This window comes from Paenibacillus campinasensis, assembly GCF_002272015.1.
Taxonomy (GTDB): domain Bacteria; phylum Bacillota; class Bacilli; order Paenibacillales; family Paenibacillaceae; genus Paenibacillus_AQ; species Paenibacillus_AQ campinasensis.
In genome coordinates this window covers 1-21,136 of sequence record NZ_NPBY01000038.1, presented here as the reverse complement: position 1 = coordinate 21,136, position 21,136 = coordinate 1, and the positions used below count along the sequence as shown (strand labels likewise).

The following is a 21,136-nucleotide window of genomic DNA, read 5'->3' as shown; positions in this document are numbered from 1 at the left end:
ATACGGGTGCGTGGATTGAAATGTTACTCCTGATCCTGCTGCCGGTATTTCAAAGTCAGAGTCGCACTCTATACGGGTGCGTGGATTGAAATGAAGAAATCGAGAGATCGTGATTCATCGAATTTGGGGCGTCGCACTCTATACGGGTGCGTGGATTGAAATATTGCGGACAAAGGTCAGCATTTCATTCAGCGTGTCGCACTCTATACGGGTGCGTGGATTGAAATCTCAAGATCAAATAAATCAAGTTGTACAGGACTCAGTCGCACTCTATACGGGTGCGTGGATTGAAATTGGTGCTGCTGGCATTGCATCAGGTACAGCAGCATGTCGCACTCTATACGGGTGCGTGGATTGAAATATTGTGCAAAGGAAGGATATTGAGCAATTGATGCAGTCGCACTCTATATAAGTGCGTGGATTGAAATTGATAGTATTTGGGTCGAGTGGCATCCGCATTAGTGTTGCACTCTATGTAAGTGCTTGGATTAAAATTACCCGCATTGTCCGAATGAAATCGTGCCTGGTGAACATTTTGTAAGTCGCAAATTCTTATCTCCATGCAACCCAAAAGGTTGCTTTTTTGTGATTTTCGTAAAACTACATTAATAGTAGTGCTAACACGTCAGTTTTTCAGAGAGAATAATTACAAGGTGGCTAAGTCAGAGGGATAGATCTATCTTTTTACCTATTTATTGGTGAAATCTGGCGAATTATATGGTAAAATGTAACTAATTGTTATGTCATTTCGCGAGGAGATGTGCTTAATGTATATTGCACACGTTCGAGAACTCGATAAAGAAATTCAACCAATAAACAAGCACCTGCTTGGAGTACAACGGCTGGCGGAACAGTTCGGGGAAAAGCTGGGCCTGAAACATGTCGCTGGGTTAGCCGGGCTGCTCCATGATCTGGGAAAGTATAGTGATAAGTTCCAAGAATACATAGACATCGTTGCCTTTCACCCTGAATTGCCCCAGCCGAAGCGTGGTGAGGTCGATCATTCTACAGCTGGAGGCAGACTGCTGTTTGATCTACTCCACCATAAAGAAAGTTCCTTCTATGAAAAGTTACTGGCCGAAATCGTCAGCAATGCCATCATCTCGCATCACTCCAACCTCCAAGACTATCTCTCACCTGACATCGAATCCGATTACTTAAGACGAGTGCAAGATAAGACGCTTCCTGAGTACGAATTGGCTATTGACCGTTTTTTTATGGACACCATCTCCAAAGAAGAGTTCATCGACTATATGAATGCTGCTGTGGATGAACTCAAACTGTTCACTGACCATAGTCCGATACAAAGCTTTTTTGTTACAAAATACATCTTCAGCTGTTTAATTGATGCTGATCGAACTGACACGCGATGTTTTGAAGAACAGGATGAGGCTGGAGAGCCCACACAGCATCTTCTTTTGTTTGACGCCTACTACCGTCGTTTAATGGGTCATCTTGCCACTTTCAAAGAAAAAAGTAATGCAAGCGAACCGATCAACGTATTGAGAGCCCAAATGTCGGAACAGTGTGATGTGTTTGCTGTCGAACGCCCATCCGGCATTTATACATTATCCATCCCCACGGGGGGAGGGAAGACACTTGCCAGTCTTCGATATGCGCTTAGACATGCTCTCAAGTACGATAAGCAGCGGATCATTTATGTCGTCCCGTACACCACAATCATCGAGCAAAATGCGGGTGAGGTCCGAAAGATTTTAAAGGATAACGAACATATTTTAGAACACCATTCCAATATTATCGAGGAAGAGCAGGAGGGTAAGGGAGATAGTGATGAAGCAGATGACGGGCTTATTACGAATAAAGAGAAACTTAAGCTTGCTCGCGACAATTGGGACAGTCCGATCATTTTTACAACCCTTGTCCAATTCCTCAATGTTTTTTATGCCAAAGGCAACCGCAATACGCGACGTCTTCATAATTTGAGTCATTCGGTGATTGTCTTTGATGAAGTGCAAAAGGTTCCTATTCACTGTATTTCTCTGTTTAACGAAGCATTGAACTTTCTGAAGCAAGATGCCCATTGCAGCATTCTACTATGTACTGCCACCCAACCGACCTTAGAGAAGGTGCAACACAGCCTCTTAAAGAACCGGGATGGGGAGATTGTGCCGAATCTTTCTGAGGTGTCGAAGGCTTTTAAACGGGTCGAACTTGTGGATAAAACGGATAAGTCTATGACCACTGGAGATTTGGCGGATTGGATTAATGCAGAGATTCATGAGTGGGGAAGCACTCTTGTCATTCTAAATACAAAAAGCGTTGTTAAAGATTTATATGAAAGGCTACAGGGAGGGCCCCTGCCTGTCTATCATCTGAGTACGTCGATGTGCGCGGCACACCGGAAAGAGAAGCTCAAGGAAATTCGAGATTTGCTGGAAGATCAGGTTCCGTTTATCTGTGTAACCACGCAATTAATAGAAGCCGGTGTCGATGTCAGTTTTAAATGTGTCATTCGCTCTCTTGCTGGACTGGACTCTATTGCCCAGGCAGCTGGCCGCTGTAACCGTCATGGAGAAGACGAATCGCAGAATGTATACATTATTGATCATGCGGAGGAAGCACTTTCGAAGCTGAAGGAGATTAAAGTTGGGAAAGATACGTCCAGCAACGTACTCGCAATATTTAAGAAGAAAGCTGACAAATATGAGGGAAGCCTGCTGTCACCAAAAGCGATGACCGAATATTTCCTATACTACTATCATAAAATGGAGGCTAATTTAAATTATTTCGTTTCGGAAGTAGACAAAGAGATGACCAAGCTCTTGATGTCTCTTTCACCGGAAAACGATTATGTGACTCACTATCAAAAGAAACATGGGACAAGCTTTCCTTTGTTGTTAAATGGGAGTTACAAAACGGCAGCGGAGCATTTTCAGGTCATTGATCAAAAAACGACTTCCGTCCTCGTGCCTTATGGAGGAGGTAAAGAACTGATTGCGCAATTGAACAGCGGAGCATGGCTTGAAGATGTTAGCAAGTTTTTGAAACAAGCCCAACAATATACGGTGAACCTGTATTCACATGAGCTGAAGCAATTAAGAGAGAGTAACGCAATTGTAGAGCACTTGGACGGTATGATTTATGAGGTGAAAGAGAACTGGTACAGTGATAATTACGGTGTGGATTTGAAGGGGGAAGGAGGAATGGATGAATTGATAGTTTAAAAACCTGTCTTCATAATAAGACAGGTTTCCAATTTTCCCTATAAATATTTCAATCCGCGCTTTATTAAAGCGAATGATGAAATTATACCAGAAGTCGGTTTTAATTTCATCATTACATTGTGAAGTTCATTTAAAGAGAAAATTGAAATAAAAAAAGTATTGACGACCTAGAAAAAACGCAGTAACCTATGAGTGGGATATTTTTCCTATGAAAATAATCCTAAAGGAGGTGATCCAAACCATGAGAAACGAAGTCCAGTTCGAAGTTTTCGGCGAATACGCTCTTTTCACCGATCCTCTAACCAGAATTGGAGGTGAGAAGTTATCTTACAGTGTGCCTACCTACCAGGCAATTAAAGGCATACTAGAGTCCATATACTGGAAACCCACTATCATGTATATCATCGACGAACTGCGTGTAATGAATCCGATTCAGATGGAATCGAAAGGTGTACGCCCAATTGATTACGGGGGCGGGAACACGCTGGCTAATTATACGTATCTTAAGGATGTCCGTTATCAAGTAAAGGCCCACTTTGTCTTTAACGAACACCGGCCTGATCTCGCCTTTGACCGCAATGAAGGGAAGCATTACAGCATCCTCCAACGTTCGTTGAAAGCGGGTGGACGCAGAGATATTTTCCTCGGTACTAGAGAATGCCAGGGATATGTACAGCCTTGTGAATTTGGTAGTGGAGAGGGTTTTTACGATACGGATGAAAGAACGCAGTATTTAGGAACGATGGTCCATGGGTTCAATTATCCGGATGAAACGGGAAGGAATGAACTTTCGGTAAGACTATGGCCTGTTGAGATGAACAAAGGGTATATCCAGTTTCCAAAGCCGGAGGAGTGCACGATTGTTCGTCCCGTTAGAGAGATGGAGCCCAAATCGTTCAATTCAGATAACATCGAGTCAGCGGAACAACTGCTCCGTGATTTAGGAGGTGAATAAGATGAGTTGGCTGCTCCACCTGTATGAAACCTATGAAGCTAATTTAGATCAAGTTGGTAAAACGGTGAAAAAACGTAGTGACCGGGAATACACGCTGCTCCCTGTGTCACATACGACCCAGAATGCACATATAGAAGTTACGATCGATGAAGACGGTGATTTTCTGAAGGCTAGGGTGCTTGATAAAGAGAGCACTTTAATCCCATGCACCGAGGAGTCAGCGAGTCGATCAGGCTCCAAGGTTGCTCCATACCCGTTACACGACAAGTTGAGTTATGTCGCTGGTGATTTTGTAAAGTATGGCGGTCAGATTAAAAATCCGGATGAGCTGCCTTTTGACAAGTACATCCATAATTTAGAAGAATGGGCCAATTCGCCATATGCCACTGAGAAATTGAAATGTATTTATACGTATTTACGCAAAGGCCGATTAATCGAGGACTTGGTGGCCGAAGAAATCATCAAGCTGGACGAGAACGGTCGATTGATAGAGAAATGGGATAAAAAATACGAAGAGAAGCTCGGGGAAAAGCCACCTATTTTCTCAAGCGGGGCTGCAGATACGTCCAGTGCTTTTATCAGATTTAATGTGTTCACCCCTGATTCACCGGAGGAAGTTTGGAAAGATAAAACGATGTATGATTCCTTCATTGCCTTTTACAATCAGAAGCTGGGGGAACAGGATGTTTGTTTCGTTACCGGAAAAACTCGTCCGAGTACGGAGCGGCATGCGAACAAAATTCGTCATGCGGCTGACAAAGCAAAGTTAATTTCTGCGAATGACAATTCTGGCTTCACTTTTCGCGGACGCTTCAAATCGAGTAAGGAAGCCGTAGCGATCAGTTATGAAGTATCGCAGAAAGCGCATAACGCCTTGAAATGGCTGATTCACCGTCAAGGGAAAACAATCGATGAACGCGTCTTCCTGGTGTGGGGCAACGATAATGGTCCTGTTCCGAATACGGACGAAGATATTGTAGACATGATGCGGCATTCAGGCCGGGAAATCGAACGGGAACCAGATACGGACAAACCGTATGCCGAACAAGTAAAACGAGCAATTGACGGGTTCAGGAATGACCTTACATACCAAGCAGAAGTGAATATTCTCGTTCTGGACTCGGCAACGACGGGCCGAATGGCGGTGCTTTACTATCGCCATATGAATAAAGAGCTGTATTTAAACCGTTTGGAAGAGTGGCACAAGTCTTGTGCCTGGGAGCATCGGTACCGCAGGGATGAAGAGAAGTTTATTTCATTCTATGGAGCGCCAGCAACCAAGGATATTGCTTTTGCAGCTTATGGCCCAAGAGCGAGTGAAAAGATCGTCAAAGGGTTGATGGAACGGGTTATTCCTTGCATCGTTGATGGACGCGCAGTTCCCCGAGACATTGTTAGGAGTGCCTTCCATCGGGCTTCGAATCCGGTTTCGATGGAACGGTGGGAATGGGAGAAGACGCTAAGTATTGCATGCGCATTGATCCGGAAAATGCTGCTGGAACAAAAGGAGGAATGGAATGTGCCGCTAAACACCGAGTCCAAGGATCGAAGTTATCTGTTTGGCCGCTTGCTGGCTGTGGCGGATGTGCTGGAGCGAGGGGCGCTTGGCAAAGACGAGACGAGGTCCACCAACGCGATTCGTTATATGAACTCTTTTGCCCAGAATCCTAGTAGAACCTGGAAAACAATTCAGGCCAGTCTGCAGCCTTATCAGGCCAAACTGGGTACGAAAGCCACCTATTTATCCAAGATGATTGATGAGATCGCCGATCAATTTAAGGATGGCGACTTTAATAATGCTCCTTTAACAGAGCAATATTTGCTGGGATTCTACAGTCAACGCCGTGAACTTTATAAGAAAAAAGAGGAGGATACAAACGAATGAGCATTCTTGATCATAAAATTGATTTTGCTGTTATTTTATCAGTTACAAAAGCCAATCCGAATGGGGACCCTTTGAACGGCAATCGTCCTCGTCAAAATTATGATGGCCACGGAGAGATCTCCGATGTAGCTATCAAACGTAAAATCCGCAACCGCTTGCTGGATATGGGAGAGAAGGTTTTCGTCCAGTCCGATGACAGAAAAGCGGATGAATTCAAAAGTTTGCGTGAACGTGCGGATGCTCATCCGGAGCTGGCGAAAATGCTGAAAGGGAAAAATGCATCAACCGATGAATTTGCCAAACTCGCTTGTCAAGAATGGATTGATGTGCGCAGCTTTGGACAAGTATTTGCTTTCAAAGGTTCCGAGCTGTCTGTAGGCGTCCGTGGTCCTGTGTCCATTCATACTGCAACTAGCGTTCACCCGATCGATATTGTCAGCACGCAGATCACCAAAAGCGTCAACTCCGTAACGGGGGACAAGCGCAGCTCCGATACGATGGGCATGAAGCATCGTGTGGATTTTGGCGTGTACGTGTTCAAGGGCAGTATTAACACCCAACTTGCGGAGAAGACAGGTTTTACAGAAGAAGATGCCGAGAAAATCAAGCAGGCGTTGATTACGCTTTTTGAAAATGACAGTTCTTCTGCTCGCCCAGAAGGCAGTATGGAAGTCCATAAGGTTTACTGGTGGAATCATTCTTCCAAGCTGGGACAATATTCGTCGGCCAAGGTGCATCGTTCCTTAACGGTTCGTTCGGAAACTGTGGACCCCAAAAGCTTTGATGATTATACAATTGAACTTGAGGAACTCGATGGTTTGAATGTCGAGGTTATTGATGGTCGTTAATGACGAGGACCGCTATTTGATGTTGTCAGGGCTCCAGCATTTCCAATTCTGCAAACGTCAGTGGGCCCTGATTCATATCGAGCAGCAGTGGGAAGAGAATGCTAGAACGATTGAAGGTCAGCACTTGCATCATAGAGCGGATCAACCTTTTATCAAAGAAAAGCGTAGAGACAAGTTGATTGTTCGCGCAATGCCGATTCAGTCCAAGGAACTGCAGCTTAGTGGAATTTGTGACGTGGTTGAATTTATCCAGGACCCGGATGGCGTAGAGCTGGCGGGAGTGAAGGGTACTTATAAGGTCTACCCGGTTGAATATAAGCGGGGGAAGCCGAAAAAAGGAGACGAAGACGTCATTCAGCTAGCAGCCCAAGCGATGTGCCTGGAAGAGATGATGCTGTGCCGTGTGGACACAGGGTACATATTCTACAACGAGATCAAGCATCGCATCGAAGTTCCGATTAGTGACATGCTGCGGGACCAAGTAAGACAAATGGCAACGGAAATGCATCATTACTACGATAAACGTCACACGCCGAAGGTAAAGACAGGTCCATTCTGCAAAAATTGCTCCTTACAGCATATCTGTGTGCCTAATCTAATGCATAAACGCTCCGTCCAAAGCTACATCGAGGGGAGGCTGAGGGAATGAGGAAGCTGCTTAATACGTTGTATGTCACTCAGCCTGACACCTACTTGGCACTTGATGGTGACAATGTGTTATTGCTTAAAGGTGATGAGAAGCTGGGCCGGTTGCCGCTTCATAACTTGGAGGCCATCGTCAGCTTTGGATACACGGGGGCTAGTCCTGCGCTAATGGGGTATTGCGCTGAGCGGAATATTTCCATCACTTTCTTGACACAAAGTGGCAGATTCTTGGCAAGAGTGATCGGTGAGAGCCGGGGAAACGTCATTTTGCGAAAGACGCAGTACCGAATTTCTGATCATGAAGAGCAAGCAACGAAGATCGCACGAAACTTCATTACAGGGAAAGTTTATAACCATAAGTGGATCCTGGAGCGTATGACGCGGGAATATCCGCTGCGAATTGATGTTGAACAATTTAAAACCGTGTCGGGTCAGCTCTCGGACATTATGCGGGAAGTCCGTAACAGTAATAACCTGGAAAGTCTGCGAGGCTGGGAAGGTCAAGCGGCGGTTTACTATAACCGTGTGTTTGATCAGATGATATTGCAGCAGAAAGAAGAGTTCTTCTTTCATGGGAGATCCAGGAGGCCGCCTAAGGATAAAGTGAATGCCATGTTGTCTTTCGCTTACACGCTCTTGGCTAAAGATACAGCTGCGGCACTGGAGACCGTGGGCCTCGACGCTTATGTCGGCTTTATGCACCAAGACCGTCCTGGCCGCGCTTCACTGGCTTTGGATCTAATGGAAGAGCTGCGAGGGATTTATGCAGACCGATTTGTGCTATCGCTGATCAATCGAAAAGAAGTGACAGCCAGCGATTTTGTTACAAAAGAAAACGGAGCTGTACTGATGACGGACGAGGCGCGTAAATCGTTTCTGAAAGCATGGCAAACCAAGAAACAAGAAAGTATTACACATCCCTATCTGGGTGAGAAAATCTCTTGGGGGCTGGTTCCCTACGTTCAGGCCTTATTATTGGCTCGTTTCTTGCGCGGTGATTTAGATGAGTATCCGCCATTCTTATGGAAGTAGGTGAGCCCTAATGCTTGTACTCATTACTTATGATGTTCAAACGTCTGGGGCAGGAGGTGCTGCAAGGCTGCGTAAAGTGTCCAAGGCGTGCCAGAATTACGGGCAGCGGGTGCAGAACTCCGTGTTTGAGTGCATTGTGGATGCAGCCCAGTTCACTGCTCTGAAATTGGAGTTGACCCAGTTAATTGATGAAGAAAAAGATAGCTTGCGCTTCTATCGGTTAGGCAATAACTACAAAACCAAAGTAGAGCACATTGGGGCCAAGCCGGCGATAGATTTAGAAGAGCCGCTTATCTTCTAGTGGTGCGAACCCCAAGCGCACATCAAATCCCTGGGAGGTTCGCACCCCGCGTCATTAAAGGGTTTGTAGAGATTTTGGCTGAAATTAATGAAAAAATTCGTGCTCGCAAAGTAGGTTCGCACTTTTAGGCATGCGAAGCCTTGTGGCTCAAGGCTTCGCAAGGCCCGCTGTCGCTCTCCATGTGAGAGCGTGGATTGAAATATCGCGTTACCAAGCTGCTCGATATTCGTATTGGAGTCGCTCTCCATGTGAGAGCGTGGATTGAAATCAGTCTCCTGTAAACACACCCGCGATAAAATCAACGTCGCTCTCCATGTGAGAGCGTGGATTGAAATCATCCAATTTCAATTTGACGAATCACCCTAACGCGTCGCTCTCCATGTGAGAGCGTGGATTGAAATCCCGTACCGGATCGCATACGGATTCTCAACGCCAATCGTCGCTCTCCATGTGAGAGCGTGGATTGAAATAAGCAGCTTCAACGGGTCCTCAACGTCCTGCTCCGTAATCGTCGCTCTCCATGTGAGAGCGTGGATTGAAATTTAGAAAAGTAACTCCGCAAGTCTCGCACACGCAGGTCGCTCTCCATGTGAGAGCGTGGATTGAAATGATCTCCACATAAAAAGGGACGACACCGGAAAAGGTCGCTCTCCATGTGAGAGCGTGGATTGAAATATTTTCAGCCGCTCAAATCCGGACCGGTCGAACTTGTCGCTCTCCATGTGAGAGCGTGGATTGAAATGCAAAGATGTGGTGAGAGGATGATATGATGACTGCACGTCGCTCTCCATGTGAGAGCGTGGATTGAAATTTTTGTGGTAATCGCATCGAACGTTACCTTTGTGCCTGTCGCTCTCCATGTGAGAGCGTGGATTGAAATAAAGTTAGGGCCCTTTTGCTCGGTTACTTTACGCTCGTCGCTCTCCATGTGAGAGCGTGGATTGAAATCTTTTGGGTCTAGTGGTTGTACGTTGTAAATCGGTGGTCGCTCTCCATGTGAGAGCGTGGATTGAAATTTCGCTTTATGAAGCAATTGAAAATTACAATAAGTGTCGCTCTCCATGTGAGAGCGTGGATTGAAATATTTAAATAAAATCAACATTACTATTATCAAATAAGGTCGCTCTCCATGTGAGAGCGTGGATTGAAATTCAACACTGGCAATCAAGCCGCCCTCTCCATCTAAGTCGCTCTCCATGTGAGAGCGTGGATTGAAATCTGATCAAAAGGGGGCGGTGGGAAACTACTTTTTGTCGCTCTCCATGTGAGAGCGTGGATTGAAATTGTCCGATTGTCGGTAAACGGACGGTTTGATGCTTCGGTCGCTCTCCATGTGAGAGCGTGGATTGAAATTCTGCATTTTGGGCAATAGTAAGATTCCCCGAGCATAGTCGCTCTCCATGTGAGAGCGTGGATTGAAATCTGATTAGCTTAGGGACGGTAAAAAATGGTTTAGGTCGCTCTCCATGTGAGAGCGTGAATTGAAATTTGAAAGCCAATTATACTCACAAAGTCCAAGAGATTGTCGCTCTCCGTGTGAGCCCATGGATTATTTGGCTCCAACCTAATCACCAGTGCTTGAAATCATAACAGGCTTGAAGCGAAGGGGAAGAGGGAGACTGGAGAAGCAAAGCGCTCGCCTTTGTCCCCGGATTTCAACCGCTGAGGCGGTAGTAATCAAGAAATCTGGGGGTGGGCAGCGATCGGAAGTCCCCTCATTCCCCGTAGCGGCATACTTCACTGAAAATCAAGCACTGATCTCTGATTTGAGCTCTTTATTTTGATGAAAATGGATGAGCGGTTGCACGCCATGCGAGACGTGGTCTTGTGTATATCGCCCATGGACCTGCTAACAGCGTATTGCCATTACCGTTAACACTAAGGTAGTGAAAAATAGCACATGGCTTACAAAACAAAGCGTGTATAATCATCAGGTAAGCGAATTTGCTTTCGGCAAACTCGTGATTTTTTTCACTTATATTGTGAAAAAAATAACAAACTACGAGAAGGAGTAGGTAGCATGAGACATCTTAGGGGCAAGTACGGAAGAAAAAGTTTTTTAGTAGCACTCGTATTTATTTTGATTATGAGTATGATCGGGTGCAGCGGCTCGGACAAGGAAGAGGTCGCTGAAACGGCGGATCCCCAGGGGATTTACACGCCGGGGACTTATACGGGGGAAGCGCAAGGCCTACATAGTACGATTAAGGTAGAGGTGACGGTTGATGCCAGCAAGATTCTATCGGTCAAAGTGCTGGAGCAGCAGGATACGGAGGGAGTCAGCGATGCGGTCTTTGATATCATTCCGCAGAAAATAGTAGAAGGACAGAGTTTGAAGGTTGAGGTGGTGTCCGGCGCCTCCGTGTCCAGCGAAGGTCTGATCGAGGCGATTGCCGATGCTTTGGCGAAGGCCGGCGCCGATATCGATGAATTAAAGAACAGGGAACCGATTAAATCGGCTGCTAAGGAAGCGATTTCCAAGGACACCGAGGTTGTTGTGATCGGCGGAGGTGGAGCGGGTCTGGCTGCTGCGGTCTCGGCTGCGGAGAACGGAGCCAAGGTTATTCTGATCGAAAAATCACCTTCGCTCGGCGGGAACACCCTTCGTTCGGGAGGCGAATTCAACTCCTATGATCCGGTCAGACAGCCTAATGTTGAGATGACCAAAGCGCTGACCAATGAGCTCGAGGAAATTCTTGCCTTCGACGAGCAAGAATTCGGCGATTATGCGGATACGCTGAGAACACTCAAGGGACAGATTGAGGAATACTTTAAGAGCGGGGATACGAGCAAGTTATTCGATTCCCCAGAGCTGCATGCGATTCATACCTATATCGGCGGCAAACGAACCGATCTGGAGGGCAAAGAAATCTCCGGTAAATTCGAACTGGTCGATACCCTCACGTCCAACAGCTATAGCACGATTGAGTGGCTGGAGAGCCATGGCGTGAAGTTCCAGGACGGCATCGGTACGGTTTTGGGTGCCCTGTGGCCTAGAACTCACCATAACGTCGAACCACTCGGAATGGGCTACATTAACAATATGGAAAAAAGAGCGACAGATCTCGGCGCGGAAATCATGTTGAATACGAAAGCGACCCGACTGATTGTCGAAAATGGCAGAGTTACGGGCGTGACTGCCGAGCAATCGGACGGCACTCCGGTCACCCTAATGGCTTCGAAGGGCGTCGTTATGGCGACTGGCGGTTTTGGTGCGAACACGGAAATGGTTCTGGAATACAATAACTACTGGCCTGAACTGGATGCCAATATTCTGACAACCAACACGACGAATGCTACAGGCGACGGTATTGTTATGGGTAAGGAAGTCGGAGCGAGCCTGTGGGGCATGGGCTTTATCCAGCTGATGCCGAGCGGTCAGCCGGGAACAGGGGCCTTGTCCGGCGGCGTGTGGGGGAGTGCGGAAACCCAGATTTTCGTAAACAAGGAAGGCAAGCGATACGTGAACGAGTACGCGGAAAGAGACGTGCTAGCTGCCGCTGCTCTGGAGCAGACGGATCAAACCTTCTTCATCATCAGCGATAATACTTCGCTGGGTAACCCCGATCTGAATGGGAAGACAGGCTGGGGCGATAACTATCAAGACCTGATCAAGAACAAGAATATATTCGTCGCTGATACCCTGGAGGAATTGGCCGAGCAGATGGGGGTTCCGGTGGATACCTTTGTGGCCGAGATGAAGAAGTATAACACCTATGTAGACAACCAATTCGATCCAGAATTCGGTAAGAAGAATTTTGGGAATAAGCTGGAAACCGCTCCGTTCTTTGCAACACCAAGGACTCCATCGGTGCACCATACCATGGGAGGCCTTGAGATTAACGAAAAGGCCCAGGTATTGAATACCGAAGGCAGCCCGATTGAAGGCCTGTTCGCAGCTGGTGAGGTAGCTGGCGGTGTTCATGCAGGCAACCGGCTTGGCGGCAACGCGATTACGGATATTTTCACCTTCGGGCGAATTGCCGGAGCTAGTGCAGCGGGCAATTAATTCGAGTACGCACGGATAACAACCATACAAGCCTCTGCTTCTTCTGCCACCTTTACTGTGGAGAGAAGCAGGGGCTTCTTCCTGTTTATCTGAATATGGCTTAGGCAGAACGTATCACCGAACCGCAAATTTGAAATGCGGCCCAAACCCAGCTATAGTGGATGAATATACACCTATATAACCTGACTCGCCTTGATAAGATGATTCAGACAGGAGAGAGTGGAAATGAAATATTTTCGATATGATTTATTTATAGCGCAGAATACGGATAACGTTCCTGAGGAAGAACGGCAAGAAGTGGACAGGCAGTGGCAGCACAACCGCGAAGCCTACAGTGCTATTCTGAAGACGCTTTCTTCCCGGCTGCCCGTGGATGTGTATGCCCATTTTAACTCGTGGGGATTTCATGATTACCGTCTGACCAAGATGGATATTGAACATCGGAGCCTGCATGATATGAGCGTGCATTTCACGCTCTCCAGTGATATTGATAACGAAGAGAATGAGGAATTGTGGTGCCTCTGCTTCGATAAGGTGTCCTATATTCAGTACCAGCATCTCAACTATGATAACGATCAGTGTGTGATGCATCCGGAAATCGACGACTGGTTATACGAGGAGATTATGCCGGTTAACGAGTCGATGCTATCGTTCGAGGTGCTGTTCTCATCCGGCGGGAATGTGGTGCTGCATTTCCCGGATCAATCGGTATCGATCAAGCGGGTGAAATAAAGATACTCCCTGCGCTGCAAAAGAGGGGAGGGCTCCCCTCTTCATCCCAGCGCGGTATGCATATTCTCCTAGAATTCAACTCCGCGTACTTTGGAGAATACCATCGTATCTCTCAGCGCGCCTTGGACGTCCAGCATATCTTGCCGGAGAATGCCGTCTAAGGTGAAGCCTGCCCGCTCCGCGACACGGCGGCTTCGCGTATTGCGCGAATCGCACCGGATCTCGATCCGGCTCGCTTGCAGTTCGCGGATGGCAAAGTGGGTTATGGCATGTACGGCTTCGGTGATATAGCCTTGTTGTTGACAAGAAGTGCGCACCCAATACCCGATCTCAAAGCTCCGCGACTTCCAATTCATGCGGTGAAGCCCGCTGCTGCCGATGAGCTGTCCTGTGTCCTTATGCACGAGATGCAGCCTCATGTCCTTGCGCTCCAAAAAATGCACCCTCGCTCGCCGAATGCTAAGTTCGGATTCCTCGATGGTCGGAACGGTCTGCGCCCAGGGCATCCATGGTCGTAATTCCTCGACACTTTCACGGACCGCCTCGTTGACCGCCGCACCATCTCCCCATAGCGGGGCACGAATCAACAGTCGTTCGCTCTCAAAACTTTCAGGGAAGTCCAGCAATAAAGGATCGATCGGAAGAGTACGCATCATCTCAACTCCATGAAAATATTTCCAATCACTATACCATGCCGTTTATCCACTTTTCAATGAAAATTTTTCAGCGCGGCCGGGTGGTTGTTCCGGACGGGGAGTTTCGGTCAATTCATGTACTATCCTTCTATGAGGATTGAAATGGCATAAAGAAGTAAAAGGCAGGAGGCGTCCATATTGGCACTAATCACAGATATCCCTGAGAATCATCGACTGTCCTCGCAAGCGCTCATCGAATTTGTGAACCGCTTGGAGCAGCTGCAATTGGAGGTGAACAGCTTTGTGCTGCTGCAGGATGGCAAGGCTACCGCTCAATTCTGGCGGCCGCCGTATCGGCGGGATACCCCGCAATTATTATTTTCCCTTAGCAAAAGCTTCACCGCCATCGCCGTAGGCATCGCATCCGATGAGGGATTCCTGAACCTGGACGATCCTGTGATCTCTTTCTTCCCCGACCAGTGTCCGGATGTCATCTCACCGAATCTCGCCAAGATGACCGTGCATCACCTGTTGTCCATGAACGCAGGGCACCATGATAACATCTATGATCAAGTGGCGAAGGAGCAGGACTGGGTAACCGCCTATCTGGCTCTGGATGTCGAGCATGAACCGGGGACTCACTACCGCTACAGCACGCACTCAACCTATATGCTGTCGGCGATCATTAAGCAGGCGACCGGCCAGGATATGATGGATTATCTGATGCCCAGACTATTCGAACCGCTCGGAATCCAGCATCCAGTCTGGGAGACTTGCCCTCTCGGCATCACGGCCGGCGGCATGGGACTTAGCATGACAACCGAAGATATCGCCAAATTTGGTCTGATGCTTGCGAACCGAGGTGTCTACGCGGGTAAAAGGGTAGTTTCCGAGCGGTTTCTGGAGCTGGCGACCACCGAACAAAGCGACAATCGTGCCGGGGCAGTGCGCATCGATTCCGCCCAGGGCTATGGCTACCAGTTTCATATATGCCGGCGCGGGTGTTACCGGGGGGATGGCGGGTTTGGTCAGTTATGTTTTGTAGCGCCTAAGGAAAATATCGTCATAGCCGCCACCTCCAGCTTCAAGAGCATGCAGCCGCTCCAGACCCTTCTGGATCTGATCTATGCGTATATTATCGATCGCTTGGACAGCGGCGTAACCTATAACCCGCAAACGCATGCCGAGCTGCAGCAACGGCTGGCCCATCTCCGCAGCCGGGTCCCTGCGCCTCAGCCGGTCCCCGTCCGCTTGCCCCTTGTGCATGCCAGCCGCTACCTAATGGACGATAACCCGCGTGGATTGCGAACCGTTGCCTTCTATCTCAAGGAAGCGCAGCAGCTGGAGCTTGTCATGACTTATGCAGATGAGCCGGATCATGTGCTGCCTTTTGATTATTCAGGGCCGATGCATACACAGGATGTCTTTCATAAAGATTTGGCCTTGCATCGGCAGGAGGTTGTAACCTACGCCGTCTGGCAGAATGAGAACACACTTCAGTTAACCTTGTTCTATATTGAGACACCTTATGTGGTGACGTATATGATGACTTTCCTGGATGGGGGCGGGATGGATCTGGAGTTTCATATCAATGTATCGATGAATATCGCGGGATACAGGGTGAGGGGACGATTGGCGAATTAGGCTACAGGAGGAGAGATCCGGATGAGCGCGCGGCTCATGAGTCATGGAACTCCTCCAGCACCTTGGATTTATCTCCATATATTTTATCCAGATGATCTTCACCCCAATAGCATAGATGGTCCAGCGCGGGCTTCAATCCCCAGCCGTAGGGCGTTAACTCATACTCCACTTTCGGAGGGACTTCATTATACACCTGGCGTGTAATGATCTCATCCTTCTCCAGACCTCTGAGCTGCGTGGTCAGCATTTTCTGAGTAATTCCGGGAATTAACCGGCGCAGCTCGGACGTCCGTTTCCGTCCTGTCATCAAATGATATATAATGAGCGGCTTCCACTTTCCACCCATGACTTCTAAAGCGGCTTCCACGCCGATTTGATACTTCTTCTGAACGGAATCATCCATCTGTTCACGCATTCGCTTAAACCTCCGTTAAAAGGCTGAGTTGGGCTCGGAACAACCCGCCGAATCCATGGGATCCATACGCTCCTTAGGTCAGGTCCCTTAGGTCAAGGTCGTCCCTTTGTCGCTGCAAGGGGAATTACCGCAGGGCACCTCCATGTTCCTAGGGCACCTGCATCTCCCTATAGCACTTCAAAGTGCGTTCTTCCAGCCCCGTTTCTTACTGTTTATAATAGCATCAGCCAGGGATCATGGCTAGAAATGAGCGATTGCGAAAGGTAGTGGGGATACCATCATGAACGTGTTAACTGTCGTTTCACATCCGAGGCAGGATTCCTTGACCTTCAAGGTGGCTGATCGGTTCGTACAAGGTCTTGCTGAGGCGGGTCATGAGGCGGAGGTGCTGGATTTGCACAGGATTGGTTTTGATCCGGTTCTGCAAGGCGCAGATGAGCCCGATTGGACCGCTTCGGAACAGATCTTCTCTCCTGAAGTAGAGAAGGAAATCAACCGGATGAAGGCGCATGATGCGCTGGCGTTTGTTTTTCCAGTCTGGTGGTGGCATTTGCCGGCGATGTTAAAGGGATATATTGACCGCGTCTGGAACAATGGGTTTGCTTACGGGGCCAACCACCTTCATCATGAGCATGTGTTGTGGATCGGTCTGGCAGGCGTATCGAAGGAGCAGATGCAAAAGCGCAACTATGATGAAATGATCACCCATCTGCTGAATGTGGGCATTGCCGATTATTGCGGTGTGTCCAATTCCAAGGTGGAACTCCTATACGAGACCCTGGATTCCAAGCCTGAGCACTATGACATGCTGCTGAATCAGGCTTACCGCCTGGGGCTTAATTATGGTAAGGATCATTAAGTAACACGGCGGGTCAGCGAGGATGTTGGGGTTCGCTTTGGCGGAAAGAAGAAGAGGGGGGCGCTATGACCCGGTATCCAGTCCCCCCATCATATCATTCCACGGCCATACACAGGCGGTGGAATTTTGTGCTACCCTCAAATGGTGTCATTTTTTCACAAATGAAATCTTTGGCATACGCTCTATGACAGTTCTATGAACTGGCTGCTACAAGAGGGCTATACTGACTGGTTAAATATAGTAATCAAATGAGAGAGCTTGTTGAATCGGCAGGCAAGTCGTTCAGCTTCGCTAGCGAAGGGGGTGTATATCGTATATACTGGTAGAGCCAATTTAACTTTCTAGGAGTTGTCTGACACACTATGATCAAGAAGGAAGTCGCACATATACGCAAGCAATTTAAGCTCGATAACGATCTGCTGAAGATCGACGACATTCTGAACGTATACATTATGAAGGAAACGAATGAAATCTATCACTGGGAGCGGCAGCCGTTCGAATTGTTGGACCGGGAGAAGCAGGAGCTGTACATGGGCAATTTCAAAAAGCTGCTGACCGGTGAACTGGATCATAAGCTGTTCGAATTGAAGTTTCAGGCGGATACGGGGGAACCGACGCGGGTGATGCTCCACCAAGGGCTGTCGACAGGAGATCCGGAAGAGTGGCAGGACCTGATGCTGATGTTAGTGGACAAAATGATGGAGGATACCAAGTATGAACGGGATACGGTTGTAACGTTCGTTCGCGGAACTTACTACCGTCCGACCAAGGCCCGGAATGAGGAAGCCGAGGAGACCGGCAAGGATGAGGTGTTCGGGCATCCATTCATCCTGTGCAGCGTCAATTCCACCGAGAAGCACCGGAAGACGCTCCTGTTCGATTATGTAGAGAAGGAATTCAAGTACAATGTCATCGTGGATCCGATTATTAAATTGAGTACACCGGAGCAGGGGTTCTTCTACCCCAGCGTGACGGACAATTATTCCGATGTGAATCGCATTCTGTACTGCACGGGCAAATCGAATGATCCGAACCCGCATTTCATCGAGCAGGTATTGAATGCCGAAAGGTCTATGACCGCCATGGAGGAGCGGGGCGTCTTCGAGGAGATCGTGAAGGAAGTGGCGGGCGAACAGCTCGACGCCGCTACGCTCGCCCATGTATATGAGGAAATCAACGCTGTCATTGAAAGCAACCAAGAGGCGGAAGAGCCGCCGAGGCTGGATTATAAAGATGTGGAGCGCGTGCTGACCGTCAGCGGTGTGGAGGACGTGACACCGGAAAAGGTGGAGCGAGCGTTCGAGACGGTGGTGGATGACCGGAATTATGAACTGAAGGCGAGCAGTGTGATTCCTAAATTTTCGTCCAAGTCGATTAAGATTAATACGAAGGTCGCCACGATCTCGCTCAGCCCGCAGGATTTAAGGTATGTGAAGCAGGTGAACTACCAGGGGAAACGCTGCATTCTGATTGAGGTCGATGAGGATGCCGTCATTGAAGGTTTTACGCTGACGACGGAGACGCTGTTATAGGGGCGTTCGTCGCACCGGAATGGATCTCGGACTTTTCTGCAGTTACAATGCGGGGTAATTTTATGGTACAATATGTATATAATAAAGTGGAGCGAGGATGCTGCTAACATCCCCACTCCTGACAACAGCCGCTTTTAAGGGCGGTAGGCTGTACAAGGTTCAGAAATAGGTCGTCACCTTTGCCTAGGGCGGCCTATTTCTTTTTGTTTTGGTTCAATGCCAAGACAATCGTGACGACCAATCCGATAAGCGTGACAAGCAGCGAACCGAATTGCATCATTAATGTCAAAGCATCCTTAACCTCCACAGGCATCACCTCCCTTCCGGGAGACTAGCCGACCGCCCATAACAGCCATTCTGTTGTATGGTTAATTATACCATATCGGAAGAACAGCGCCTATGATGCCGCGTTCGCAATTTGGTTGAACTTTATGCAAAGGAAATATTGTTACATAGGAGGATCCATGTCCTGGAGCAAATTAAAGCAGCAGCTGGAGAGCTTTCTCTCTCCCTCGTTAAATGGAAGGGTCGAGTACCGGGCAACCAGTTATCGTTATCTGCCGGATAAACCCGGCATTTGTTATCTGGCCGTCGATAAGAAGAATGTGCTCAATATGAGTGATACAGCAGGCCCTATACGTTGGTATCAGACCGAGCAGGAAATCAAGAATGACCCGAATATCCAGGTTCCTGTCACCCCAGATGAAATCGAAGCGGTCCGAAAGGATACGAAAGGAACCGTTCCCGAGGATCGTCTGCAGGTGATTGCAAGAAACCGCAAAATAACCGAACTTGCCAAGGAGCTTCTGTCCGCCCAGACCGCATTAAGCAAATCCAACTTTACCGTAGCAGCGACGGCGTATTTAGCGACTTCGATAGAGGAAAGCCTGGAGAGCCGTGACATCCTGTTGAATATTCTAGCTTTGATGGACAGGCGTGTTGGCAAAAAGCGAATGCTGAACATGGCGGAGACAATGAAGCTAAAGCATCCCGCTGTGCAGTACTTTTATGAGCTGCGGCGGAGTATGCTGTGAGCCATATACTTCTCTGGATACGGAGAACTCCGTATCCTTTTTGTTATAGTTTTTACCTATAGCTAGTTATGATTTATTGGTATGCCTTCTAACGCAGCTCCTCATGATATGATTCTCGATATACAATACATGGGGGGATTTACATGACGGATAAGTTTCAAATCGTGGGAAGTTTGCTGCGTCCGGAAGAACTGCTGAAATATAAAACACAGATTGAACATCGTGACGATATACGATACCCGTTTTATGAGGATTTTGAAGGGTATGCCGAGTGTGAGACAGAGGCGATCAAGCAGGTCGTTAAGAAAGAGATCGAGCACAACCTGTCGGTGGTTACAGACGGCGAGTTCTCCAAGTCGATGTGGCATCTGGATTTTGTATGGGGCTTTGCTGGAGTTGAGCGTTATATCGCCGACCACGGCTACTATTTCCGGGATGTGGACGGAACCTCGAAATATGAGACACGCAAGGATATTGGGCTGCGCATTACGGGCCCGCTGAGCGGCAAGAACCATCATTTCATCAAGCTGTTCAAGCAGCTGCAGGATTTCGCAGGCGATCACCAAACGAAACTTTGTGTGCCGTCCCCTTCGCATATCTACGGTGAGCTGTCCTGGTCGGATAACATTGGCGGCACCGATGCTGTGTATCAGAACAAGCAGGAGCTCAAAGCGGGCCTGGTGAAGGCCTATAAGGAATTTGTGTCAGAATTCGCTGCGGCAGGCGGCAAGATCCTGCAATTCGATGATTGCTTGTGGGAGCTGTTTGCAGACGACAACCCGAACTCTCCGTTTACCGGGGAGCATGTTAACCAAGAGGAAGTACAGGGTCTGGCCACGGAATTCATTGATATTAACAATACTTTGATTGACTTCGGACATAGCCTGGGCTTGAAAATGTGGACGCACAACTGCCGGGGGAACTACGATTCCCGCAACATGGGCGGTGGATCCTATGCGAAAATTGCCAACCTGTTCCTGAAGCAATTGAAATATGACCGCTTCTTCCTGGAGTGGGATGATGATCGTGCAGGTTCAATTGAGGCACTGGAGGTGTTCAAGGACAGACCGGAAACCGAAATTGTTCTAGGCCTGCTGTCCTCCAAAACAAGCACGCTGGATGATGAGGAACGCGTCATCCGTCTGCTTAACGAAGCCTCCAAAATCCTTGATAAGGATCGACTGCTGCTCTCGCATCAATGCGGCTTTGCATCCTGCGATGGCGGTAATGAGCTAAGCGAAGCCCAGCAATGGGCGAAGATCGATCAGGGTCAAAAGATTGCCAAGCAATACTGGAACAAGTAAGTTCGGATAACCATCCGCATCATTGAGCTAATAAAGGGATGACTCAGAGGGCCTATCATGGCCCTTGCGAGGCATCCTTTTTTTGTATACAGCGCCTCTGCCCGGTTCAAGGCAGAAACCT

Annotated in this window: 17 protein-coding genes and 2 CRISPR repeat arrays (1 of these 19 cut by a window edge); of the genes, 14 read left to right on the top strand and 3 right to left on the bottom strand. The window is 48.1% G+C overall.

The genetic code is table 11. The features are described 5' to 3' along the window. Positions 1 to 428: direct repeats of the CRISPR family, unit length 32 nt; unit sequence GTCGCACTCTATACGGGTGCGTGGATTGAAAT; it reaches 481 nt to the left of the window's first position. A gap of 339 nt (positions 429 to 767) precedes the next feature. The 9 genes from CHH67_RS12075 (at position 768) to CHH67_RS12035 (ending at position 13,592) form a co-directional block, all read left to right on the top strand. Beyond that, complete coding sequence (locus CHH67_RS12075; RefSeq protein ID WP_095265441.1) at positions 768 to 3,185, top strand: CRISPR-associated helicase/endonuclease Cas3; 2,418 nt, start codon at positions 768 to 770, stop codon at positions 3,183 to 3,185. 241 nt (positions 3,186 to 3,426) lie between these two features. Further along, positions 3,427 to 4,140 (top strand): type I-C CRISPR-associated protein Cas5c, encoded by a 714-nt coding sequence (cas5c, locus tag CHH67_RS12070; RefSeq protein ID WP_095265440.1) that lies wholly within the window; start codon positions 3,427 to 3,429, stop codon positions 4,138 to 4,140. A gap of 1 nt (position 4,141) precedes the next feature. Further along, positions 4,142 to 6,025 (top strand): type I-C CRISPR-associated protein Cas8c/Csd1, encoded by a 1,884-nt coding sequence (gene cas8c, locus CHH67_RS12065; protein WP_095265439.1) that lies wholly within the window; start codon positions 4,142 to 4,144, stop codon positions 6,023 to 6,025. Further along, complete coding sequence (gene cas7c, locus CHH67_RS12060; protein WP_095265438.1) at positions 6,022 to 6,873, top strand: type I-C CRISPR-associated protein Cas7/Csd2; 852 nt, start codon at positions 6,022 to 6,024, stop codon at positions 6,871 to 6,873. The genes cas8c and cas7c overlap by 4 nt, the downstream gene beginning before the upstream one ends. Continuing rightward, positions 6,863 to 7,522, top strand: a complete 660-nt coding sequence (gene cas4 / locus CHH67_RS12055) for a CRISPR-associated protein Cas4 (RefSeq protein ID WP_095265437.1) — start codon at positions 6,863 to 6,865, stop codon at positions 7,520 to 7,522. Before cas7c ends, cas4 begins: the two co-directional genes overlap by 11 nt. Further along, on the top strand, positions 7,519 to 8,550 hold the full coding sequence (cas1c, locus tag CHH67_RS12050) for a type I-C CRISPR-associated endonuclease Cas1c (protein WP_095265436.1): 1,032 nt from the start codon (positions 7,519 to 7,521) through the stop codon (positions 8,548 to 8,550). The genes cas4 and cas1c overlap by 4 nt, the downstream gene beginning before the upstream one ends. Positions 8,551 to 8,560: 10 nt before the next feature. Beyond that, complete coding sequence (cas2, locus tag CHH67_RS12045; RefSeq protein WP_095265435.1) at positions 8,561 to 8,851, top strand: CRISPR-associated endonuclease Cas2; 291 nt, start codon at positions 8,561 to 8,563, stop codon at positions 8,849 to 8,851. 169 nt (positions 8,852 to 9,020) lie between these two features. Then, positions 9,021 to 10,339: a CRISPR direct-repeat array (repeat unit 32 nt; unit sequence GTCGCTCTCCATGTGAGAGCGTGGATTGAAAT). 532 nt (positions 10,340 to 10,871) lie between these two features. After that, on the top strand, positions 10,872 to 12,860 hold the full coding sequence (locus CHH67_RS12040; protein WP_095265434.1) for a flavocytochrome c: 1,989 nt from the start codon (positions 10,872 to 10,874) through the stop codon (positions 12,858 to 12,860). Positions 12,861 to 13,085: 225 nt separating this feature from the next. Then, the gene (locus CHH67_RS12035) at positions 13,086 to 13,592 is read left to right on the top strand and encodes a hypothetical protein (RefSeq protein ID WP_095265433.1); all 507 of its coding nucleotides are present in this window, start codon (positions 13,086 to 13,088) and stop codon (positions 13,590 to 13,592) included. 68 nt (positions 13,593 to 13,660) lie between these two features. Here CHH67_RS12035 and CHH67_RS12030 read toward each other — a convergent pair whose 3' ends face one another. Beyond that, positions 13,661 to 14,248: a GNAT family N-acetyltransferase gene (locus CHH67_RS12030; RefSeq protein WP_413773646.1), complete on the bottom strand. Its 588-nt coding sequence runs from the start codon at positions 14,246 to 14,248 to the stop codon at positions 13,661 to 13,663. 177 nt (positions 14,249 to 14,425) lie between these two features. Between CHH67_RS12030 and CHH67_RS12025 the strand changes: the two genes are divergently transcribed. Further along, on the top strand, positions 14,426 to 15,871 hold the full coding sequence (locus CHH67_RS12025) for a serine hydrolase domain-containing protein (RefSeq protein WP_095265431.1): 1,446 nt from the start codon (positions 14,426 to 14,428) through the stop codon (positions 15,869 to 15,871). A 34-nt stretch (positions 15,872 to 15,905) separates the two neighbouring features. On the opposite strand, the gene CHH67_RS12020 is transcribed toward CHH67_RS12025, so the two are convergent. Beyond that, positions 15,906 to 16,286 (bottom strand): winged helix-turn-helix transcriptional regulator, encoded by a 381-nt coding sequence (locus tag CHH67_RS12020; RefSeq protein ID WP_095265430.1) that lies wholly within the window; start codon positions 16,284 to 16,286, stop codon positions 15,906 to 15,908. A gap of 280 nt (positions 16,287 to 16,566) precedes the next feature. Here CHH67_RS12020 and CHH67_RS12015 point away from each other — a divergent pair, with 280 nt between their 5' ends. Both CHH67_RS12015 and CHH67_RS12010 read left to right on the top strand, forming a co-directional pair. After that, the gene (locus CHH67_RS12015; RefSeq protein WP_095265429.1) at positions 16,567 to 17,145 is read left to right on the top strand and encodes an NAD(P)H oxidoreductase; all 579 of its coding nucleotides are present in this window, start codon (positions 16,567 to 16,569) and stop codon (positions 17,143 to 17,145) included. 362 nt (positions 17,146 to 17,507) lie between these two features. Beyond that, positions 17,508 to 18,677 carry a DUF4317 domain-containing protein gene (locus CHH67_RS12010; protein ID WP_095265428.1) on the top strand — a complete coding sequence of 390 codons (1,170 nt, stop codon included), beginning with the start codon at positions 17,508 to 17,510 and terminating at the stop codon, positions 18,675 to 18,677. Between the two features lie 193 nt (positions 18,678 to 18,870). On the opposite strand, the gene CHH67_RS26745 is transcribed toward CHH67_RS12010, so the two are convergent. After that, positions 18,871 to 18,984 carry a putative holin-like toxin gene (locus CHH67_RS26745; RefSeq protein ID WP_244908173.1) on the bottom strand — a complete coding sequence of 38 codons (114 nt, stop codon included), beginning with the start codon at positions 18,982 to 18,984 and terminating at the stop codon, positions 18,871 to 18,873. 157 nt (positions 18,985 to 19,141) lie between these two features. Here CHH67_RS26745 and CHH67_RS12005 point away from each other — a divergent pair, with 157 nt between their 5' ends. Both CHH67_RS12005 and CHH67_RS12000 read left to right on the top strand, forming a co-directional pair. Next, complete coding sequence (locus CHH67_RS12005) at positions 19,142 to 19,711, top strand: SF0329 family protein (protein ID WP_095265427.1); 570 nt, start codon at positions 19,142 to 19,144, stop codon at positions 19,709 to 19,711. A 143-nt stretch (positions 19,712 to 19,854) separates the two neighbouring features. Further along, positions 19,855 to 21,015 (top strand): cobalamin-independent methionine synthase II family protein, encoded by a 1,161-nt coding sequence (locus tag CHH67_RS12000; RefSeq protein WP_095265426.1) that lies wholly within the window; start codon positions 19,855 to 19,857, stop codon positions 21,013 to 21,015. The last annotated feature ends 121 nt before the right edge of the window (positions 21,016 to 21,136 follow it).

Bases quoted from the DNA above. Each gene is read 5' to 3' on its own strand.
- CHH67_RS12015 (WP_095265429.1), top strand. From the start codon at position 16,567: ATGAACGTGTTAACTGTCGTTTCACATCCGAGGCAGGATTCCTTGACC.
- cas4 (WP_095265437.1), top strand. From the start codon at position 6,863: ATGGTCGTTAATGACGAGGACCGCTATTTGATGTTGTCAGGGCTCCAG.
- cas2 (WP_095265435.1), top strand. From the start codon at position 8,561: ATGCTTGTACTCATTACTTATGATGTTCAAACGTCTGGGGCAGGAGGT.
- CHH67_RS12010 (WP_095265428.1), top strand. From the start codon at position 17,508: ATGATCAAGAAGGAAGTCGCACATATACGCAAGCAATTTAAGCTCGAT.
- cas8c (WP_095265439.1), top strand. From the start codon at position 4,142: ATGAGTTGGCTGCTCCACCTGTATGAAACCTATGAAGCTAATTTAGAT.
- CHH67_RS12075 (WP_095265441.1), top strand. From the start codon at position 768: ATGTATATTGCACACGTTCGAGAACTCGATAAAGAAATTCAACCAATA.
- CHH67_RS12040 (WP_095265434.1), top strand. From the start codon at position 10,872: ATGAGACATCTTAGGGGCAAGTACGGAAGAAAAAGTTTTTTAGTAGCA.
- CHH67_RS12035 (WP_095265433.1), top strand. From the start codon at position 13,086: ATGAAATATTTTCGATATGATTTATTTATAGCGCAGAATACGGATAAC.
- cas5c (WP_095265440.1), top strand. From the start codon at position 3,427: ATGAGAAACGAAGTCCAGTTCGAAGTTTTCGGCGAATACGCTCTTTTC.
- CHH67_RS12005 (WP_095265427.1), top strand. From the start codon at position 19,142: ATGTCCTGGAGCAAATTAAAGCAGCAGCTGGAGAGCTTTCTCTCTCCC.
- CHH67_RS12000 (WP_095265426.1), top strand. From the start codon at position 19,855: ATGACGGATAAGTTTCAAATCGTGGGAAGTTTGCTGCGTCCGGAAGAA.
- cas1c (WP_095265436.1), top strand. From the start codon at position 7,519: ATGAGGAAGCTGCTTAATACGTTGTATGTCACTCAGCCTGACACCTAC.
- CHH67_RS12020 (WP_095265430.1), bottom strand. From the start codon at position 16,286: ATGCGTGAACAGATGGATGATTCCGTTCAGAAGAAGTATCAAATCGGC.
- CHH67_RS12030 (WP_413773646.1), bottom strand. From the start codon at position 14,248: ATGATGCGTACTCTTCCGATCGATCCTTTATTGCTGGACTTCCCTGAA.
- cas7c (WP_095265438.1), top strand. From the start codon at position 6,022: ATGAGCATTCTTGATCATAAAATTGATTTTGCTGTTATTTTATCAGTT.